We start from the raw sequence: 21,099 nt of genomic DNA, 5'->3' as shown, positions 1-21,099 counted from the left end.
TAGCCTCTTTTTTATATTTAGAGGATGTTCACAAAGTCACTCCGCTTCCAAAGCATCCACTACAGTACTTTCTCTACTAAGATGGTATGGTCACAGCGATACCTCAGAGTTTACATATCTAATCAGTACTATCTCCACCAATATAACAAACAAAACTGCAATAATAAACAAAGTTTGACAATATTCTTAACAATAGAATTGCATATCTACCAACGTTTCTTTACAATTTTTGTATGGAAATTCATACCCAGTTGTAGACGCTAGGTGGTCTACGTCACAATGATATAAAGTAAGGTCATATTAGATGATAAACGTTGAAGGGGTTCAAGTATGTTATAAATGTAAAAAAACAAAGCATCATAGTGAATTCTATGCAAAAGGAAATCGTTACTTAAGCTGTGCCGTATGCAGAAGAAAACGAGAAAAGAGAAGAATGATGGTAGAAAGGCTATTGGAAAAAGATAAATATGTCAATCAGAGACAGTCAACATAAGAGATTATCATTCTAGTTTAACTGCTTTGCGTTTACTGAAGGAGAAGATCATCCTAGCGATTTCACATGGAAAGGACATGGGGATTCGAACCCACCATGTCCCATACAATCCCTAAAATCATCCTACCCACTGTACAGCTTGGGCAAAGATTAATAAAACTATTGCTACGGCAACCCACATGAAAAATAAAGGTAAGTAAAAGCGAACCCATTTTTGCCAACCAACCCCTGCTAAGGCTAGTGTTGCCATAAAGTAACCGGATGTTGGGAAAAGAATGTTACCTATGCCATCTCCTAATTGATAAGCAAGTACGGCAGTTTGTCTTGTTATGCCTATTAGGTCAGAAAGTGGTGCCATAATTGGCATCGTAACTAAAGCCTGTCCACTTCCTGATGGAACTAAGAAATTGAATAGCAATTGAACCATAAACATTCCAATTGCACTTAAGATAGATGGAAAGTCACCTACAACATTACCTAGACCATGGATGATGGTATCCATGATTTGACCTTCTTCCATAACAACTGCAACTGCTCGGGAAACCCCAACAATCATTGCTCCAACTAATACATCGCGAAAGCCTTCATTAAATCCTTCACAAATTTCTGTCGGTTTTAATCCTGCAATTAACCCAACAACGATACCCATGATGATAAACAGTCCAGACATTTCCAGCATGAACCAGCCTTGATTTAGGACACCATAAACAAGTACTGCGAAGAATCCTAATGTTGCAATAGAAGCATACAATTGTTTGTTTGTCATTTTACGTCCACTTGTTTGTTTTGTGTTTTGATATAGCTCTCGTTTTTCTCTGTCTTCGTCAAAAACCAAGCTTAATTCAGGGTTATTTTGAACTTTTTTTGCATAACGTAAAACGTACACAATGCCAATCGTAAGGACAGCGACAAATGCTACAGCTCTTAATCCTATTCCTGAATAAACTGGTATCTCAGCAATTTTTTGACCAAGTCCTGTGTTAATTGGATTTAATACCCCGGTAGTGAACCCTGCGGTTGTAGCGGTTAAAGCAACGGCAGCTGCAACAACTGAGTCAAACCGTAGTGCAATCATAAGTGGCAATATAACTGGGACATATACTAAACTTAATTCTTGCGTCCCAATCAGACTACAAATAGCAGCAAATACGATCATAAGTACAGGTACCAACGTAATACTTTTATTGGAAAACTTTCTAGTTAATTTATCCACACCAATTTCAATAATACCTGTTTTGCGGAGTACCATGAACATGCCGCCGATGATAAAAGTAAAAAATACAACAACACCTGCATCGACGAGTCCTGTTGGAATTGCTAGCATAAAGTCTATCAAGCCAATAGGTGTTTGCTCAACTACTTGATAGGATTCTGGATCAATGGTTGTTCTTCCTTCAGGGCCTGGAATTCTTTCATAAACTCCTGCAGGTACAAAATATGTTGCAATCGCTGCAATGGCACTAAAGATAAATAATATGACGTAAATATGTGGCATAGTAAACTTTTTCTTTGAATCTTTGTTATGCTGTGGCTTGTATGATGGAACTGTATTTTCTAAAGCCATTCACATTTCCCTCGCTTTCTAAATTTTTTGTAGATAAGTCTGTAAATTCTTTATCTTCGTTACCCAGGTGATATGTATTGTTTGAATGAATCATCCACTTTTGTCCCGCCTTCCATTGAAATAATATTTATAAAAATAATACTAAATTGTTAGAATTTTTTGTTTTTTTGAAGACGAATGACATGTATATGGAGACAAGTGACATCATTATCGATACAGAATGCATGAATTTATGTATTGGTTAAAGTTATTTAGCTTTTCATTTAAAATAAAAAAGCCACGGTCACCATGGCTTTTTACATTTCATTATATTATTTCAGCAACATTTCGTTTTCCTTGTTCAAATTGAAGTGGAATTTTTATAATAACTTCTGTCCCTGAATCAACTTCACTTTGGATTTTCATGTTTCCATCCGTACCGAAAAGAGCCGTTAAACGTTCCTTAATATTATTTAGGCCTACACCATTGCCATCCATTGAGTCGTTATTTTGCCCCAATACATGACACTTTTTTTTAGGGATGCCAATACCATCATCACTGACTACTATGTTTAAGAATTCTTTTTGCTTTTCAACGTAGATGAATATGTTCCCTTTTTTATGATGCTTTGTAAATCCATGACGAATGGCATTTTCTACAAGTGGTTGCAATGTAAAAGGTGGTATTAGTGCATCTTCTAACCCAACTTCGACGTTTTTGTTCAATGAGTATCGATTTGGAAATCTAGCTTGTTCCAAAGATAAATATGCATCAACATTTTCAAATTCTTTGCTGACAGTTACTAATGTGCGTCTTGCGCCCATAATATTTCCGCGTAAAAATGTACCTAAATGCACCAGTAAATCTCTTGCTAGCATTGGCTTTGTTCTACAAAGTGCAGCTATGATATTTATTGAGTTAAAAAGGAAATGTGGGTGAATTTGTGCTTGTAATGCTTTGATCTTAGCATCTTGCAAGAGCCTGCTAGAACGTTCTGCCTCTCCTAGTTCCAATTGTGTAGAAAACAGTGTTGCCAAACCTTCAGCTAATTCCATTGCAACAGAATCAACTTTGTTGGCGTCTATATAATAAAACTTTAGTGCTCCAACTGCTTTTTGTTTTACAAGTAAAGGGAGTATGATGGCAGTTTTTAATGGACAGTTGGAATTGGTGGATGAAAATTTTTTTTGTAACTTTGCGATGATAACTTTGCCTGTCTCCATCGATTCTCTGGTTGCATCCATTTCTACTTGATTTTTGGAATGAGTGTGCGTTCCTTTCCCTACATGGACTAAATCATCTGTCCAATTAGTTATGGATACAGCATCAACATTTGTTAGTTTGTAAATGATAGTTGCTGCTTTTTTGGATGAGTACGAATTTAAGCCTTGTCGGAAAAATGGCAACGTTTTGTCAGCGATAAAGAGTGCTGATTGTGTTTGGGTTGCTCTCGTCCTTTCTTCTTCACGTATCACACTATAAAGAATCATAGCACAAATCCAAATACCAATACTGTTTACGAAAATAATCGGAAAACCGGTAAACTGAATTAACTGAAATGCGGTTTGATGTGGTACAGCGAAAACAGGCACTAGGAGAATTTGAATGGTAAGAATAACGACTCCAATAGCTAATACAATGGTGGGGCGAATCTTTTGATTTAAAGGGAACTTCCTACCGATCCACCCTGCAGCAATCCCGCCAAAAATAGTAGCAATGAGTACGGCAGTATTAATAAATCCACCTAACAAATAACGATGAACACCTGCGATTATTCCAGCCCCTAAACCGACAATTGGCCCACCAAAGATTCCGCCGATGATTACGCCAATATTCCGAGTATCGGCTATCGCATTAAATGAACCTAATGTTGAAATCCAACTCCCTGAAGTAAACGTGGCATTGGGGTTCACAACAATTCCTGTATAATTTCCAATGACACCAAAAAAACCAAATACTACAATCATAACCATATGATCCTTCACATTTAAGCGCTGGTGGATCATTTGACGAAACGCTTTTAGGCGTGTGATTAAGAAAGCTATTGTTACGATAATACACATTCGTGATACTAATTGTGATAGCAAATCCCACATGCGCTTGGGGCCTCCTTTTTGTTCGCTTTCCTGGGTGTTTTAGTAAGTATTTGTCCAATTAGATGGAGTATGGTTAATCAACTGTTCTTTGTGTCCTTTCAAGAACATGATTAAATAGGGAAATCTAAAACATTTTTAACGTACAGCGAGATAGTTAGTAACGGTGTTGTACTTGTCTGTGTGATCGTCTATCTTCTAAAACCTTAAAGCCGCTCTTATATCTTTGATATACGAACGGCTTACCGGCACTTTTGACCCATCATGTAATTTAAGGTTATACGTACCGTTAAACCATCGTTCTATTTCGCTAACGTGATTGAGATTAACGATATATCCACGATGTACTCGAATAAACGTTTTCGAGTATAACTTTTCCTCTATCTCATAAAGTGCTATATCAACTAAATGTTCTTTGTTCATCGTTTTAATAAATACTTGTCTATTTTCTGTCCCTATATAAACAATTTCATCAGTATCAACTACTAAGAATTTTTCATCCTTATTTACTACAAGTCTATCAACTGGTTGATCTTTTTCTGTCAATTCGATATCCCGTTGATGTGAGGATTCTGTATGCAGCCGACGCATTAGCTTTTTAACGGTTGCAATCACTCTTTTTTCATTAAAGGGCTTCACCAGATAATCGATTGCATCTAAATCAAAGGCATCGACTGCATATTCATCATATGCAGTTGCAAAAACGATAAATGGAGGATTTTTTAGCGACTTCAATTGTTTAGCTAAATCTAGTCCGGTGCCTTTTGCAAGGCCAATGTCTAAAAATACAACATAAGGACGCAACTCATTAATCTCCCACATCGCTTCGTGGATATCCTCTGCCTCGCCAACTATATTCAAACCATCATTTTGTAACAGCATATATTTAAGTTCTTCTCGTGCAAACAACTCGTCCTCAACTAAATAAACATCCATAAATATTGGGTCCTCCTTTTTTGCTACAATAAGGAAAACTGAAAATGAAAATATAAATTCCCACAATGTACGTGTTGGAATCTTTCTTTCATAAATATATAGGTTACTAAATCAATTAAGTTATAACCATTAACTTGTCAGGAAATATGACGCAAGTATTTGTGGAGCGTATGGAGGGGTCTGACCCCTATTGTCAGATTCAATTCCGTAACCATTATGTAACGTCATCATGTAAACGAAAAAAGTTCTAGCTTAACGTTAAGCTAGAACTAATTCCGTGTTATTTGACAATCCAGTCGTTAAGGGTCTGTTCAACTTCGGCTTCTGTCATCCCTGGTTTTATATCCTTACGATAGAGAATTTCAATCAATTTTTTATCGGTGCTACTAAGCTCAGTAAGGTTGGTATCTGTATAAGGATAAAGAATACTATTTGGATTGTTTTCAAAATGGCCATAGAATCCCAGTGCATGCATCAATTCATGGAGGATAGTCGTCTTTCTTAATTGTTGGTCTGTATCGGTACCGATAAGAATTTTCGTTTCAAAAAGCTCATCATCGTGCGTGAGCAACGTCGGCATCGCGTAACCAACGACCATATAATCATTGTTTCTTAACTCTTCATTAAATCCATAATCTTTAAATTGGTATGTTGGAACAAAATGAACATTTATTCGGTTACTTCCAGCAAATGGTTGACTTTCTCGCAAATTTAAATCAACGGGAAGGATTTGATTTATTGTTTGTAAATTAGATTCTAGAGCTTTCATATCCGTTGCTGTTGGTTCTCCGTAAACATGTACACCTACATGATCTGACCACTTGATAAACTTAGTTCCTTCCTGGTCTTCATTATGGAAGAAGAATTTTTTAAAGGCATCGACCTCATGTCGGGAATAGGTTCGGTTGTCAATTTCAAAAGTTTCTTTGCGATCCGCTACCAAACCGTTGTCTTTGATAGATTGAATATAAAGCTTGTGTGTGCCTTCCTTTGTATAAGCTTGCGAGATGTCGAATGGTTCATAATCAATTTTTACTTTGTAAGTCACATCTTCTTCTTTTTCAAGTTCGAAATTCGCTTCTTTATAATAAAGTGGTTTTACTTCATCTTTGAAAGACGGTTTGGCAGGTGGCTCGTCATCAATCTCAAACGCTATTGTTTTGGTTATTTCATTCCACCACCTTTTAGCTGTGATGGTCAACTCATATTCTCCGTTTCCAGATACGGTATGATCGTTTTGAATAACGTTCCCATTTAAATGTAAAGTATATTCGCCAGCAGCCTCCTCATCAATGTTAATGGTTTGGTCGTTAACGTAAACTTCCCCTTGCTGAACACCATCTATATCAATTTCTGGCTCAGGTATGCAACCAGTTAATAAAAATAATGACAGAAATAAAAACATTTTTTTCATACTCTTTCACTCCCAAACCCATTATAAAGCAAGTTACTTATCAAATGGGGTGGTAAATGGTGCCTGTGACCACTTGAAATTTGAAGAAATTTGTCGAAGGAGAGGAGCTCACTACAGATAAGTCCTTTTAATATGTGCGTATGACAATTCAGCAGGTTTCGAATACTACTCACGAAAGGAGGCAAACCAATGGGTAGAGATAGACAAGAAAAAAAGCTTAAAAAATCAGGAAGAGTGGAATCTGATCGAGATCAGGGATTAGGATATGCTGGTGCAACAAGAGTAGAGGAAACAGAGCAAGCGAATAAACGTAGACGATAAGTGATATCCTGTAAAAATTATACAGGAGGGTTTTCGTTACTAGTCCAATTTTTTGATTTTAAATCAAGGAAAACCCTGTGGAGTAAATTCTCTACAGGGTTAATTCTCTAGGTCACAGTGATGGCCCGGCCTTTGTAGCAGATTTAGTAATAAGAGTAACAGCCACCATGCTTGGGAATTATGACAGGGAAGGTTTAACTGCTTATATACCGAAGCGTTATTTTACGGAGCATATCGATTGGTTCGGAATAAAGTTGCTGATTCAACCGTATACTCTATAAATCTAGAAGTAGTAAAAAAAGTACTTTAACGTAACAGATGCCCCAGAGATAGCTGGCTTTGTATTGGTTTGTATTCAAGCCTCTTATTCAGGCAGTGGGTACAGTAAAGAGGATCATCGTAAGTGGGGGTTATTATTCCACATCTACGATTGTCGATTTACATAATAGGGTTTAAGTGGGGGGAGTTTTAAACGGAAAGGATTGAAGTATAAGGATGGTAAATGAATATAAACAGGATCGATTAGGGCATTCGAAATTGCGGATTGTTATATTAGGTTTTCTGATTGCGTTTGCTCCATTTACGATTGATATGTATGTTCCAGCATTCCCATTATTGACCACAGACCTAAATACATCTGCTTCCATGACCCAACTCAGTTTAACAGCTTGTCTTTTAGGTCTTGCATTTGGGCAGATTATTGTTGGTTCATTAAGTGACACTTATGGGAGAAAGAAACCTCTAATTATTGCAATTTCCATATATCTTATCGCATCATTACTTTGTGCACTTGCTCCTTCCATTTGGGTGTTAATTTTTTTGCGTTTTATGCAGGGCGCTGCAGGTGCAGGTGGTGTAGTTATTGCTCGATCGTGTGTACGTGATATCTACTCGGGTCCACAATTGACAAAAGTTTTTGCTATGTTGATGTTAGTTATGGGCACTGCACCGATTATTGCTCCTATTATAGGAGGACAGCTACTGCATTTCTTTTCATGGAGAGGAATATTTATTGCTCTTTTTATGCTAGGTTTAATTATAATGTTATCGGTGATTTGGGGGCTGCCTGAAACCTTGTCCATCCAACATCGATCGAAGGGTGGACTAAAGAATAATCTAACTATCTTTAAAGGCTTGTTTGTAGACCGGTCATTTATGGGTTTTGCTTTCATCCAAGGCCTGGTTTCCGGTGCGATGTTTGCATATATTGCTGGTTCTTCATTTGTTTTTCAAGATATTTACAACGTCACTCCACAAGGATATAGCTTAATATTTGCTGTAAATGCTATAGGTATCATCACTGCTAGCCAGATAACTGGAAGGCTGGCAGGAAAAGTTAATGAAATGACAATACTAAAGTTTGGTTTGCTATCTGCAACAATAGGAAGTATTACTTTACTTATCGTATTTTTAATTGGAACAAGCATTGAATTTGTTTTGATACCATTGTTTTTTGTCGTATCTAGTGTAGGAATAGTGAACCCAACTTGCACTTCACTAGCAATGCAAAGTAAGGGGAATAGTGCGGGTAGTGCATCAGCTTTACTTGGTCTTTTACAATACGCCTTTGGCGGCTTAGTTGCTCCAATAGTCGGAATAGCAGGCAGCCAAAATGTCTTGCCGTTGGGAATTGTGATAGCAGCATGTGAAGTGTTAGCGATTACCTGTTATTTTATGATAGTTAGATTAAATTACACTGTTACTTATACTGAAAAACTTAATCTTTGATGGGACTGATGCCCTGGCACCGCCTGGAATTTGATGGAATTTGTCTCATGACTTTCGTACAAGGTGAATTATATGTCCTTTACTAAGATAAAAAGCTCACATCCCCACTGAAAAGGGGGTGTGAGCTTTTTGTCAATGATTTTATTGATCTCTGGATACTGTGTTTTTGAAACAATTGAATCATTTGATAACATCTTTCACTATGATATTTTTTATGAATAATCCTAATCAATTCTTAATTCGGTGGCTACATCAAAAAAGTGCGCTTTGTCCATATCAAATGTAAGGGATTTGGTATCTCCATCAGTCAGGTTGTCTTGTGCATCAACTCGAGCAATTAAATCTTTTCCTGCTATTTTTGAGTAGATAAATGTTTCCGCCCCCATTAATTCTGCAACTTCGATATATACATTTAATACCGTTTCTGAGTTGTCAGCTGCAGAACTGTCATCAAGATCTTCAGGGCGGATGCCTAAAATTAGCTCTTGGTTATCATATCCTTGGTCTACGAGCTTTGTTACACAGTCCTCAGGCAACTTAAGCTTATGTTCATCATCAATGTGGAAATATCCATTACTAATTTTTCCGTTAATGAAATTCATGGAAGGTGAGCCGATAAATCCCCCAACAAATACGTTGTTTGGTTTGTCATACACATCTTTAGGAACGCCTATCTGTTGGATCTCCCCATCTTTCATGACGATGAGACGAGTTGCCATTGTCATCGCTTCGGTTTGATCGTGTGTCACATAGATCGTTGTTGTTTGTAGTCGTCTATGTAGTTTTTGAATTTCTGTTCGCATTTGTACACGTAGTTTTGCATCTAAGTTGGACAATGGCTCATCCATCAAGAATACCTTCGCATCCCGTACAATGGCCCGACCAAGAGCTACACGCTGTCTTTGACCACCAGATAATGCTTTTGGTTTTCTTGTTAAATATGCCTCTAGTCCAAGGATCCTTGCTGCATCCTTTACTTTAAGGTCGATCTCGTCTTGTTTCACTTTCCTGAGCTTTAGTCCAAACGCCATATTATCATAGACATTCATATGTGGATATAGCGCATAGTTTTGGAATACCATGGCGATATCACGATCTTTTGGTGCTACATCATTCATTCGTTGATTGTCGATGAAAAAGTCTCCAGAAGTAATTTCTTCTAGCCCTGCAATCATCCGCAATGTAGTCGATTTCCCACAGCCAGATGGACCAACAAAAACAATAAACTCTTTATCATCAATGTCTAAATTAAAATCGGTTACTGCAGTCGTGTTTTTATCATATTGCTTCACAATGTTCGCTAATTTAATCGTTGACATGAGAATGTCTGCCTCCTTTAGTGATAGTCTGAAAGTATATAAGCATTTAGACTATTAAGTAAATTTTAAGACTGCACAAAATTTAGACTGTCAATAGGATGTAGTGAATGAAATTTTACTTTTACCACGATATTTTGATTTCTTCCATATCTACTAACCAAAGAAAGCATCAACTCTGTGATGCTTTCTTTGGTTCAATTGTGCAAGTTTATTAATTGTTATTTTCTAACGCTAACAACTCTTCCATGTCTGCATCTAATTTTCCTTCTAAGCGAATGTTTGCAGATCTAAGATGACCAATTAGTCCTTCTCGATGGGATTGTCTGACGCAATGAGGGGCGATCGTCTGCACACCTTTTTTTTCAATTCTTTGATATGTCACAACTTTCAAGAATGTACCAACCCAGACGCCACCTGTAAATTTTGCGGCTTGATTTGTCGGAAGGATATGGTTTGTACCGGACACTTTATCAGCATAAACAACGGATGAGTTTTCTCCTAAGAACAAGGATCCGTAGTTGGTGAATTTATCAATATGCTGAGGAGCATCTTTAATTTGAACGTGTAAGTGCTCTGATGCTAAATCATTTGTTACTTGGATCGCTTCATCAAGTGTATCAGTGACAATGACTTGTCCTCGTTTTTCCCATGAAGCTCTTGCTAATTCAGCAGTTGATAGTGTTTGAAGTTGATTTTCAACTTCTTTCATAACAGCGAAAGCAAATTCTCGACTTGTAGTGACTAGGATCGCTTGAGTATGAACATCATGTTCGGATTGTGCTAATAAATCTGCGGCAACGTACGCTGTCTTTGCTGTTTCGTCTGCAACAACGAGTACTTCACTAGGTCCTGCTAATAGGTCAATCCCTACCACTCCATGAACCTGACGCTTAGCTTCTGTTACAAATCGATTTCCTGGTCCTGTAATTTTATTGACTGGTTGTATGGTTTCTGTTCCATAAGCTAATGCAGCAATTGCTTGTGCTCCTCCAACTGGAAAAATCTCATCTGCACCTGATAAGTGAGCGGCATAAAGTACAGCTGGATGAATAGTACCAGCTTTTGTAGGAGGGGTACACACACGAATATTTTTCACTTCAGCAATCTTAGCAGGAATGATAGCCATTTGAGCTGAAGAAAGCAGCGGATACCTTCCGCCAGGTACGTATGCGCCAACGGATTCAATAGGTATTACCTTCTGGCCTAGGTGGACACCGGGATCCATCTCTTGTTCAAATTCTGTTAACGTACGTCGTTGAGCTTCCGCAAAAGCTTTAATTCTTTCTATAGAAAATTGGATATCTTCTATCAAGGATAGTGGCAATTGTTTTTTCGCATGTAGAATCGCATCATTGGACACTTTAAGGTCCTCTAATTCTACTTGGTCAAATTTAGCTGAATATGCTCTTAATGCTAAATCTCCATCATTTTTTACCTCTTCTATTATAGAAGAAACAGTATTTTGGAGCTTTGATGACTCTGATTCGATTGCTTGCTTTTGTTCTTCTTTTAGAAATTCAATCATTTTACCCCTTCTTTCCTAATTATTTTTCTAATCAATGGTTCTCTTAAATGAATCTATTTAATAGACAAACACGATAATTACATACCATTATAGTGGAGTTGCTGTGTATAATCGTTGTTCTACATTGAACAAATTAGTGTTTAATTTTAACTTTTCTGAAAATTGATTGCCTCAACTCATCCACAAATATGAAATTAGCATCATTTTTCAACAATGCACTATTTGGCTGGTATGATACTTTTCGTACTAGTGTTTATTGTGTTTTTTTATATAAGGATGCTAAACGAGATAGAAACAAATTATATAAAAAGTCAAAATTTTTACCCTTTTTGGTCAATAGAACCCATCTTAAATCAGACAGAAACAATCTATAATGAAGTGAGAATATTCAGAAAAAAGGTGATGTGAAGAGAATGGAGACAAAATTAAAACAGAAGGAATTACATACACATGTGAAGACTAAGTTTTTTATGAGTGCGGATAAGAAGGTGAAAATCAAGAAAGTATTATCCTATACAGCGTTTGTGGCTCCTGCTGCATTGTTTTTCATTATGATCCAGATCATTCCTTTCCTTATGGGGGTCTATTATTCCTTTACTTCATGGAACGGTGTTAGTTCTGCGGTTGAATGGATTGGATTGGAAAACTATAAAACTATTTTCACAGGAGATCCAGAGTTTTATAATTCGTTTATGTTTACGGCAAAATTCATGCTAGTCTCAGTATTGTTAACGAATGTTATTGGGTTTGGACTAGCTCTATTATTAAATGAGGCATTAAAGACTCGTAACATATTACGTACGGTATTTTTTATGCCAAATGTAATTGGTGGATTATTATTAGGGTTTATCTGGCAGTTTATTTTTACAAAAGGGTTTGCTTCTGTTGGAAACCTTACGGACATTCCATTCTTTAAGCTTCCTTGGTTAGGAAATGAACAAACAGCTTTCTGGGGAATTGTTATCGTTTTTTGTTGGCAGATGAGTGGTTATATGATGGTAATCTTTATAGCTGCACTACAAGGAATTGACAATTCGTTATTAGAAGCTGCCAAAATGGATGGTGCAAAAGGGTGGACACTATTAACTAAGATCATAATTCCGCTAATATTGCCTTCATTTACAATCTGCTTATTTTTAACGATTTCAATGGCGTTTAAAATATATGACCTAAATATTTCTTTAACAGGTGGCGGTCCCTTTAATTCAACACAGTCGATTGCTATTAACATTTACCAAGAAGCATTTCATAACAATAACTATGGATTAGGTACTGCTAAATCAATTTTATTCTTCATAGCGGTATCAGCTTTCACAACTTTTCAAGTTATGCTAACGAAGAAAAGAGAGGTGGAGGCGTAATGAGTTACAAAAAAAGCACTTTTATTGTTGAACTTATTGGTATAGCCATTGCCATTTTATTTCTTGTTCCATTTTATTTTGTACTCGTTAATTCAGTAAAAAGTTTTCCTGAAATATTGGTTAATGCTGCATCATTCCCAAACAAAGTATTATTTAGTAATTTCTCAAAGGTGTGGGGGTTGATTAATTTCCCAAAGGCTTTCTTAAATTCACTTTTAGTTACAGTAACTAGTATTGTTGGAATAGTCGTAATCAGCTCCATGGCAGCATGGAAGCTAGTTAGGACGCCAAATAAATTAAGTCAAATTTTGTTTATCATCTTTGTTTCTTCTATGGTGATCCCGTTTCAAACGGTGATGATTCCATTATTAAAACTTTCCGGGACGCTTGGGTTAATAAATAGCATTCATGGGATTGTCATCATGTACTTTGGATTTGGTGTATCTTTATCCTTGTTTCTGTTTCACGGTTTTATTAAAACCGTTCCGACTGAAATAGAAGAGGCAGCGAGAATTGATGGGTGTAGTGAATTTGGTGTATTTTGGAGAATTGTTTTCCCAATATTAAAGCCGATTACTGCCACAGTAATTATTTTAAATACATTGTGGATTTGGAATGATTACCTGTTGCCTTTACTAGTCTTGCAAAATCCTGATCTAAGAACAATACCATTAGCCACAAGTGCTTTATTTGCTCAATACCAAAAACAATGGGATATGGGATTAGCAGCTCTTGTATTAGGAATTGTGCCAATCATTGCTTTCTTTCTATTTCTACAGAAGCACATTATTAAAGGTGTACAAGCAGGTTCGATTAAATAGTTTGAAATTTTTGTCACTTTTATAAAAGGACAAAAATTTATATAAAAATTAGTTACACTATAACAAGGGGGAATTGTTTATGAAGCGTCATTTATTACTATTGTTGTCACTGTTATTTGTATCTGCAATTGCTGTGGGTTGTTCTGAAGGCAATGCAGAAACGACAGGATCAAATTCGAGCACGGGTTCTGAAGAAGGTGAAGAGCCTAAAGAAGTATATATTTTCCACCCGAAAGTTGAAATTGCTGATCAGCTTGAAGCGATGGCAGCTGAGTTTGAAGAGGAGTATACAGACATTGACATTCGATTAGAAGCATTGGGCGGGGGTGCAGATTATCGTCCGGCATTAAAGGCGAAATTTTCTTCTGGTGAAGAGCCTGACATTTTTATTAATGGAGGATTTACAGAGTTGGAGTTATGGAAAGAGCATCTTGCTGACCTCTCTGACGAACCATGGGTGGAGCACGTATTACCTATTGGAAAGGAGCCAATGACAGATAGTGAAGGTAAGCTATATGGTATGCCAATTAACCTAGAGGGATATGGGATTGTTTACAATAAGAAACTATTTGAAGAAGCGGGTATTACAGAAAAGCCAACTACCCTTTCCGAATTAAAAGAAGCTGCACAGAAACTAGAGAATAGTGGAATCACGGCATTTGCTGCTGGGTATGGCGAATATTGGATTCCTGGTGAGCATTTGATCAATGTTCCATTTGCAAAACAGGATGATTCTGCATCATTTATTCAAGGACTCAACGAAGGCACCACTTCTATTGTTGGTAATGAATCATTTGAACAGTTTAAAGAATATATTGATATAGAACTAGCCTATGCGAATGATAATCCTTTAACAACGGATTACAATACACAAGTTACTTTGTTTGCTTCTGGTGAAACAGCAATGCTTGCAGGGCAAGGGAACTGGACAGAAGCGATGATTTATGAAATTGACCCAGAAATGGATATGTCTTTTCTATCTATACCTCTAAGTGATGAGGCGGATGAAGATCTTTTACCTGTTGGTGTCCCGAATAACTGGGCAGTCAATAAAAACTCGGAAAATGTAGAAGCCGCAAAAACATTCTTAAACTGGATGGTCTCATCTGAAACGGGACAGCAATACATTACAGAACAATTTAAGTTCATACCTGCATTTGATAACATTGAGCCGACAGGGATAGGTGCTTTAGGTGAATCAATCTTGGAATACTCTAAAGCAGGAAAAACAATACCATGGACATTTTATAAATTTCCTAGTGGTGCAAGCCACGAATTTGGATCAACAATTCAATCGTATGCAGCTGGAAATATAGATTACGAGACTGTGTTAGAACAATTCCAAGCAACTTGGGATAGTTTGAAAGAATAAATGAGTTTTTTATAGAAGAATGTCTCCAGTAGGCATTCTTCTATATTCCTACTAATAAGCTTCTCTAAAATAGTACTGGATTATATAGGATAGACTCTAGTATAATTTTACAATACCTTTTTTATTTGATCTGTTGAGAGGTTATTCTTAGGAGGCTCCTTTATGATTCAGACAAGCATAAGGAATAAACTGAATGTTTTACTACTTTTAATAACTATTATTCTGCTAGGAGTCATTTTAACAACATACTTTTATACAAGGGAATCATTAGAAAACAATTATATACAAGAAAATGAAAAGCTATTATATCAAGGTAGAGAAAATGTAGAAGGCTACATGGATGAATTAATAGATATCACATTATCTTTCTATAGTAATCGGAATTTTATGAATTACTTGAAATCAGATCGTCATGAAACAGATTTCGAAACCTTTTGGACAGTTAGAAATGAACTAGAGAATTTTCTCTATACGGATCAAAATTTAAAAAAAGTGAATATTTCTTTATTTGATGAGAATAAAAGTATAGCCGTGTCAAAGAGTAAAGTTATGTTTACACAAATAGATGACGCAACAACAGCAACCTACTTTGATAAGGTTAAACATAATCCTCATCATATGTATATAGAAAAGTTATCAAGTGAGCAACGCGGTAATGATGACAATGTCATTTCCATTCATCGGGCTATAATTGATGTTCCTTCCAATGATTTGCTTGCTTTTATATCAGTAGAAATAGAGGTTGAACGGCTTTTTGAAATTAGTGAGCAGTTATATTCTGAAGATACGGAAGATTTTTATATTTTTACGTCAGAAGGAGAAGCACTATACCATTCAAAAGAAGAGGTTGAGAATCAAGATTGGATCGATCGTATTCTATCGGCAGAAAAAGAGCAAGGTACACTAAATTGGGATACGGAAGATTTAGAAGGCATTATATTTTATTCGAAGCTTCCTGAATCCTCTGGTGGGTTGATCTTAGTTAAGAATATCTCCTATTCATCTCTTTATCAAAGTGCGCTTAGTATTGTCAAGAAGAATATATTAATCGGCGTGGTGGGCCTTTTGTTAACCATTATCGCTATATTTTATGTTTCGTTTAAAATCACGTCTCCGATTCATATTCTAGTAGAGAATATCCAAAACATTAATAAAGAAAAAATGGAAGTTAATTTTAAATCGCTAGGAAATGATGAGATAGGTGTTTTGGGCGAATATTTTAAGCAGATGATTCAGCGGATTAATCATCTAATTAATCGTGAATATAAATTGGAGATTAAAAATAAAACAAATCAATTAAAGGTGCTTCAGGCACAGATTAATCCCCATTTTTTATATAATGCATTGCAATCTATCGGAACAGTAGCTTTAAAGAAAAAAGTTCCTCAAGTCTATACGTTGATTACCCATCTATCCAAAATTATGAGGTATGGCATGGATATGGACAAAGACAAAGTACAATTGATTGAAGAAATTAACTACTGTAAGGCCTTTTTATTGTTACAAAAAGAGAGATTTGGGAAAAGGTTCGATTACTCCGTGAATGTTGAAGCCGATACAATGAGTGATTATGTGCCCAAAATGCTTCTTCAACCTATCATAGAAAACTATTTTAAGCATGGATTCGATGGAAGTGATCGTAAAATAGGTCAGCTTAGTATTACCGGATATCATGAAAATCACGATCTTGTAATAGAAATTGGTGACAATGGGAAAGGAATTTCTACGGAACGGCTACAAGAAATTAGACGATATTTGAACGAAGAACAGAAGAAAAGTGAAACAGACCTGAATATAGGTTTGAAAAATATACACAGTCGATTACATCTATACTATGATGGCCAAGCTAGTTTGCGATTTCGTAATAAGAAGACGGACGGTTTATTAGTGACAATCCGAATTCCAATCGAAACGGAGGATGATATCGATGAAAGTAATCATTATTGATGATGAAAAACATGTAAGAGAAAGTATCATGCTCTTAGCAAAATGGGAACGACATGGTATAGAGGATGTTTTTGAGGCACAGGATGGCGAAGAGGCAAAAGATATTATAGTAACAGAGCAGCCTGAGATCATTTTTACAGATATGGACATGCCGATAGTTGATGGCATCGATCTGTTCAAGTGGCTGGATGCTAAGGCTATAACAAGTAAAACAATTGTTATAAGTGGTCATGCGGATTTTCATTATATGCGTAATGCTATTTTTTATGGAAGTTATGATTATATTTTAAAACCAATAGATCCTGAGATATTAAATAATACTTTGGAACGGGCTATACAAGAGTGGAACGAGGAAGAAATTAATCGGAAATCTGTATTAGAGTATAAACAAGAACTAACGGAAGTAAAGCCGTTTTATTGGGATCACCTATTATCAGGAACTATTCATCAAGCGAACATCTCTCCAAGTGTGGTAACGAAAATAAAAGATGAATTTGCTATTAATCTAAACCACTCACCTTATAGAGTAGCAATACTTTCTATTCGTGCGATGATCGAAACAAAGGTTATTGGTGACATGGAACAAACATTTTCTACTTTACTAGATTTTTGCAAGAAAGTGATTAGCAAGAATAAAGATGGTATCTGCTTTCGAAATATCAATAAAGATGATGAGATTATTCTAGTATTTTGCAATAGTAGTAAGGTAGAGGCGTACATGAATCAACTGGAACGGGAGATCTTTGAGTTTACTCATATGCATAGTACGATTGCAATAGGTGGGGAAAATAAGAAACTAGTAGATGCTTATCAATCTGCACTAACTTACTTACTAAAAAGAAACTTGATGGAACAAAATAATAAACCGAACAGACTGACAATCTCAGAGATAGATACTCGTCCAGTTCTTCATATATTAGATTTTTCTAAGGACATAAAGTGGGCTTTGCAAAGTGGGAGCTTAGAGCAGATCGATAACGTATTAGATGGAATCTTTAGTGCGCTTGAATCTTCCCATAATCTGTCTCTTGAACAATTAAAGGTTTGGGAGGAACAATTTGAATTATTAACGAAAAATTGGCTGAAGGAATACGAGATAAATGAAGCTCTTTTATTATACAAAGGAGTAAAATTTTGGGATAGCAATGGAAACTTTAATTTCGAAAAATTCAAACAAGAAAAGAGAAAAGAGTTTTACGATTTAATTCAGTGTTTACACGATGCGAAATTTAAGACGGAAAAAAGCAGTATTCAAAAAATTGAAGACTATTTAAGACAAAATTATGATCATGAAGTTACACTACAAGAAATTGCAGATCGTTTCTTTTTGAGTCGAGAATATATATCTAGAAAATTCAAAGAAGAATTCGGTGAGACCATTACCGATTATGTGACTAAAATTCGAATTGAAAAGGCTAGGGAGCTGTTAGTAAATCCGCACCTAAAGATTTATGAAGTTGCCTATAACGTCGGTTATCAAAATGAAAAATATTTTAGCAAAGTATTTAAGAAGAGAGTTGGTAAATCACCTAATGAGTATCGAAGTACTTCTTTGTCGAGCTAGGGTAGTGGTTTACTGTAAAGGGAGGTAATTCTCGCATGGAAAAAGGAAGTGTGATCCAGGTTGCATGCGTGCAAATGAAGCCTGTTTTTGGGGCCGTGGAATCCAATGTTGAGCAATCATTAGAATGGATTAAACAGGCTTCTGAACAAGGAGCTAAATTAATCGTCTTGCCTGAATTATGCAATACTGGGTACGTGTTTCATACAAAAAAAGAAGCTATTGCGTTATCTGAAGTTATCCCAGAAGGAAAAACGGTCCAAGCATGGTGTCATGCGGCTAAAGTATATGGCGTTTACATTGTAGCAGGGATTGCTGAAAAAGATGGGAACAGTCTTTATAATGCTGCAGTTTTCATTGGTCCGGATGGCTATATTGGAACATATCGGAAAAATCATTTGTGGAATGAAGAGAAGCTATTTTTTGAACCGGGTAATCTAGGATTGCCCATTTTCGAAATCGATGAAGGTAAGATTGGTATCTTAATTTGCTATGATATGTGGTTTCCTGAAGTTTACCGATATTATGCATCCCAAGGTGTGGATCTTATTTGTATACCGACGAATTGGGTTCCAGAAAAAAATCAACCAGAAGATGAAACGCTTATGGCTGTCCATATTGCTATGGCAAATGCTCATTGTAATAGTTTATTTATTGCTTGTGCCGATCGTGTCGGCGTTGAGAGGAATCAACCGTTTATTGGTGGCAGTACGATCGTTGATATACATGGCTGGCCAGTGACTGGTCCGGCAGATATGCATGAAGAAAAGTTAATCTCGGCAACGATTAATCTCTCTGAGGCCCGAACGGAAAAAACAAAAGGGCAGTTGAATAATATTTTACAAGACCGTAGAACGGATTTATATTGGTCACAGTGACCACCCGAAATTTCGGCGGATTTTGTCGGAAGTGAATGATGGTGGGACAAGGAGCCTGTCCCCTTGTCCCTATAAAGTTTTAAAGAATAGTTTGGTACTTCTATAGGATATATAGAGTACGAATAATAAACTGATCCACGTATAATACCATTCCCAGTGTATATAACGGATTAGTTTTGTATGGTTCTCCAACAAAACTTCTAAAATGGTTAAAACCGTGGGAAAAGAAATGGAATAGATGAGTTTAATGAAAAGCGATCTAGTTGAAGGATAATGAACATTAAAGATAGCACTAATAACAGGCAATGCGAAAAACTCAAATGTAAAACTTGTTTTTGTTGCATCAGAAAAGAAGCGGATCGGGTATTCAATTAAGTTGTATTGAACGACGAGTATACCCAAAACTGATGCAGGTACTAGCATAATTAAAAAACTCAAACACGCGAAGTGGACGCTGTCTCTAGGTATGAGCCCCACCAGCAAAATAAAAGCAAAAATCCAGACCGATAATTCAATAAAAAATTCCATCGACATAAAACACTCCCCTCCCAGCACATTGGCTATTTTTAAAATGTTTTTCCCATACACTTTTGTAAAATTAATGAAAGCGCTTTTATTTTTTATCATCAAATAAAAAACATAAAAATAAAGCAGGTCTATCCAGTGGAACAACCCCTAACAGGTATTTAAACGGTCTTATGGTATAGATGCTAAATAGTATTATGAAGAGAGTAACCGTATGGAAATCTCAGAGTAAATTACTAATACTTTATAACTACTAGCATATTTATTTCAACATAAAGAGGTAAATTCCTTCTTGTTTTTGGGCTGGTCCCACCCGAAATTTTAAACTTGTCTCTCTTGTCCATGGTCCAGTGCGATTGTAAAGTCGGTGGGCAAGGTTGAAGCTATTGATAAAGTAACAAGATTCCATTGAATATACATGAACTAAAAAGAAGCTAATAACCTCATATAGTAGGGCATTAGCTTCTCTTTTTTTCTTTTTTGTCAAATTTTAGGATGCGTTTATCAGTGGTCCTGACCTGTCCCCTTGTCCCATTTTATTTTTGTGTTTCTACAGTCTCCATCATCGCTAAGAATGCAGGTTCAGCAGCCTCAATCGCTTCAATTACTGGAATGTGGATGGTAAACGCAAATAGTTGATTATCCACTTCTTTTCCAACGTGTAGTAAGGTTAATGTACCTGTATCCGACGGAATTTCTTCAATAAGTGTGTATGCTGTGTTGCTCTCATCGATCGATTCAGCTTCTGTTAGATTTCCCTCTGCTTTTTCAGTAATGGATGCTTTCTTTTCTTCTGCGCTTACATTATTTCCTAACGGTTGAATTCTCATGAAAATTTCTTCATTAAATGGTGCAATTAGAATGTCTTTTCCCTGTTCTTCCTGTTCCAATCGGTACCCCTCTAGTGTGTAAAGGAAATATCCTAATTCACTCTGTTGGAGATGTGCCGTGTGAGTCTCTAGCTCTAATTCACCAGCTAATGTTATTTCAATAGTATCAGGTAAAGGAGTGTTCGCTTCGTCATTAGGTTCTTCTTTTTCCTCTGGAGTTGTTGTGTCATCTGATGGAGCATCTGGATTGTCTACTTTATCTTCATTATTTTCACTCTGCTCCGCGGATGGTGTTGGTTGCCCATTAATTTCTTTAGACGCTTGTTGTGAACTGCAACCAACTAAGATGAATAAACAGGAAAGTAACGATGTCAATATCATTCGATGTGTCATTTTCTTCACTTACTATCCCACCTTTATTAGTAAAATAT

At 36.4% G+C, this 21,099-nt stretch carries 16 protein-coding genes; 8 read left to right on the top strand and 8 right to left on the bottom strand.

The window, feature by feature from the left end; all coding sequences use genetic code 11:
* Positions 1 to 611 precede the first annotated feature (611 nt).
* From JOC48_RS03215 to JOC48_RS03200, 4 genes are all read right to left on the bottom strand, one after another.
* On the bottom strand, positions 612 to 2,057 hold the full coding sequence (locus JOC48_RS03215; RefSeq protein ID WP_239584153.1) for a YfcC family protein: 1,446 nt from the start codon (positions 2,055 to 2,057) through the stop codon (positions 612 to 614).
* 306 nt (positions 2,058 to 2,363) lie between these two features.
* Positions 2,364 to 4,133, bottom strand: coding sequence for a LytS/YhcK type 5TM receptor domain-containing protein (locus JOC48_RS03210; protein WP_204497604.1), 1,770 nt, complete (start codon positions 4,131 to 4,133; stop codon positions 2,364 to 2,366).
* A 195-nt stretch (positions 4,134 to 4,328) separates the two neighbouring features.
* A complete protein-coding gene (locus JOC48_RS03205; RefSeq protein WP_204497603.1) occupies positions 4,329 to 5,066 on the bottom strand; it encodes a LytR/AlgR family response regulator transcription factor in 738 nt (245 codons plus the stop codon).
* A 280-nt stretch (positions 5,067 to 5,346) separates the two neighbouring features.
* Positions 5,347 to 6,480, bottom strand: a complete 1,134-nt coding sequence (locus tag JOC48_RS03200; RefSeq protein WP_204497602.1) for a DUF2927 domain-containing protein — start codon at positions 6,478 to 6,480, stop codon at positions 5,347 to 5,349.
* A 189-nt stretch (positions 6,481 to 6,669) separates the two neighbouring features.
* Here JOC48_RS03200 and JOC48_RS03195 point away from each other — a divergent pair, with 189 nt between their 5' ends.
* Positions 6,670 to 6,801: a YpzI family protein gene (locus tag JOC48_RS03195; RefSeq protein ID WP_204497601.1), complete on the top strand. Its 132-nt coding sequence runs from the start codon at positions 6,670 to 6,672 to the stop codon at positions 6,799 to 6,801.
* Positions 6,802 to 7,296: 495 nt separating this feature from the next.
* Positions 7,297 to 8,529, top strand: a complete 1,233-nt coding sequence (locus JOC48_RS03190; protein WP_204497600.1) for a multidrug effflux MFS transporter — start codon at positions 7,297 to 7,299, stop codon at positions 8,527 to 8,529.
* Between the two features lie 224 nt (positions 8,530 to 8,753).
* On the opposite strand, the gene JOC48_RS03185 is transcribed toward JOC48_RS03190, so the two are convergent.
* Complete coding sequence (locus tag JOC48_RS03185) at positions 8,754 to 9,848, bottom strand: ABC transporter ATP-binding protein (RefSeq protein WP_204497599.1); 1,095 nt, start codon at positions 9,846 to 9,848, stop codon at positions 8,754 to 8,756.
* A gap of 211 nt (positions 9,849 to 10,059) precedes the next feature.
* Positions 10,060 to 11,373 carry a histidinol dehydrogenase gene (hisD, locus tag JOC48_RS03180; protein ID WP_204497598.1) on the bottom strand — a complete coding sequence of 438 codons (1,314 nt, stop codon included), beginning with the start codon at positions 11,371 to 11,373 and terminating at the stop codon, positions 10,060 to 10,062.
* Between the two features lie 413 nt (positions 11,374 to 11,786).
* Between hisD and JOC48_RS03175 the strand changes: the two genes are divergently transcribed.
* From JOC48_RS03175 to JOC48_RS03150, 6 genes are all read left to right on the top strand, one after another.
* Positions 11,787 to 12,734, top strand: coding sequence for a carbohydrate ABC transporter permease (locus tag JOC48_RS03175; protein ID WP_204497597.1), 948 nt, complete (start codon positions 11,787 to 11,789; stop codon positions 12,732 to 12,734).
* Positions 12,734 to 13,555, top strand: a complete 822-nt coding sequence (locus tag JOC48_RS03170; RefSeq protein ID WP_204497596.1) for a carbohydrate ABC transporter permease — start codon at positions 12,734 to 12,736, stop codon at positions 13,553 to 13,555. The genes JOC48_RS03175 and JOC48_RS03170 overlap by 1 nt, the downstream gene beginning before the upstream one ends.
* 79 nt (positions 13,556 to 13,634) lie before the next feature.
* Complete coding sequence (locus JOC48_RS03165; RefSeq protein ID WP_204497595.1) at positions 13,635 to 14,927, top strand: ABC transporter substrate-binding protein; 1,293 nt, start codon at positions 13,635 to 13,637, stop codon at positions 14,925 to 14,927.
* Positions 14,928 to 15,089: 162 nt separating this feature from the next.
* The gene (locus JOC48_RS03160; RefSeq protein ID WP_204497594.1) at positions 15,090 to 16,874 is read left to right on the top strand and encodes a sensor histidine kinase; all 1,785 of its coding nucleotides are present in this window, start codon (positions 15,090 to 15,092) and stop codon (positions 16,872 to 16,874) included.
* Positions 16,855 to 18,438, top strand: a complete 1,584-nt coding sequence (locus tag JOC48_RS03155; protein ID WP_204497593.1) for a response regulator transcription factor — start codon at positions 16,855 to 16,857, stop codon at positions 18,436 to 18,438. The genes JOC48_RS03160 and JOC48_RS03155 overlap by 20 nt, the downstream gene beginning before the upstream one ends.
* 35 nt (positions 18,439 to 18,473) lie before the next feature.
* The gene (locus JOC48_RS03150; protein WP_204497592.1) at positions 18,474 to 19,313 is read left to right on the top strand and encodes a nitrilase family protein; all 840 of its coding nucleotides are present in this window, start codon (positions 18,474 to 18,476) and stop codon (positions 19,311 to 19,313) included.
* Positions 19,314 to 19,382: 69 nt separating this feature from the next.
* On the opposite strand, the gene JOC48_RS21745 is transcribed toward JOC48_RS03150, so the two are convergent.
* Together JOC48_RS21745 and JOC48_RS03145 are read right to left on the bottom strand one after the other, a co-directional pair.
* A complete protein-coding gene (locus JOC48_RS21745; RefSeq protein ID WP_420829204.1) occupies positions 19,383 to 19,841 on the bottom strand; it encodes a CBO0543 family protein in 459 nt (152 codons plus the stop codon).
* A 533-nt stretch (positions 19,842 to 20,374) separates the two neighbouring features.
* Entirely contained in the window at positions 20,375 to 21,070 is a 696-nt protein-coding gene (locus JOC48_RS03145) for a hypothetical protein (protein ID WP_204497591.1), read from the bottom strand.
* Between the last annotated feature and the right edge of the window lie 29 nt (positions 21,071 to 21,099).

The sequence above is a fragment of the Aquibacillus albus genome (assembly GCF_016908325.1).
Classification (GTDB): Bacteria; Bacillota; Bacilli; order Bacillales; family Amphibacillaceae; genus Aquibacillus_A; species Aquibacillus_A albus.
Note: the sequence above shows the minus strand (reverse complement) of the source record. Positions and strands in the feature narration are given on the sequence as shown.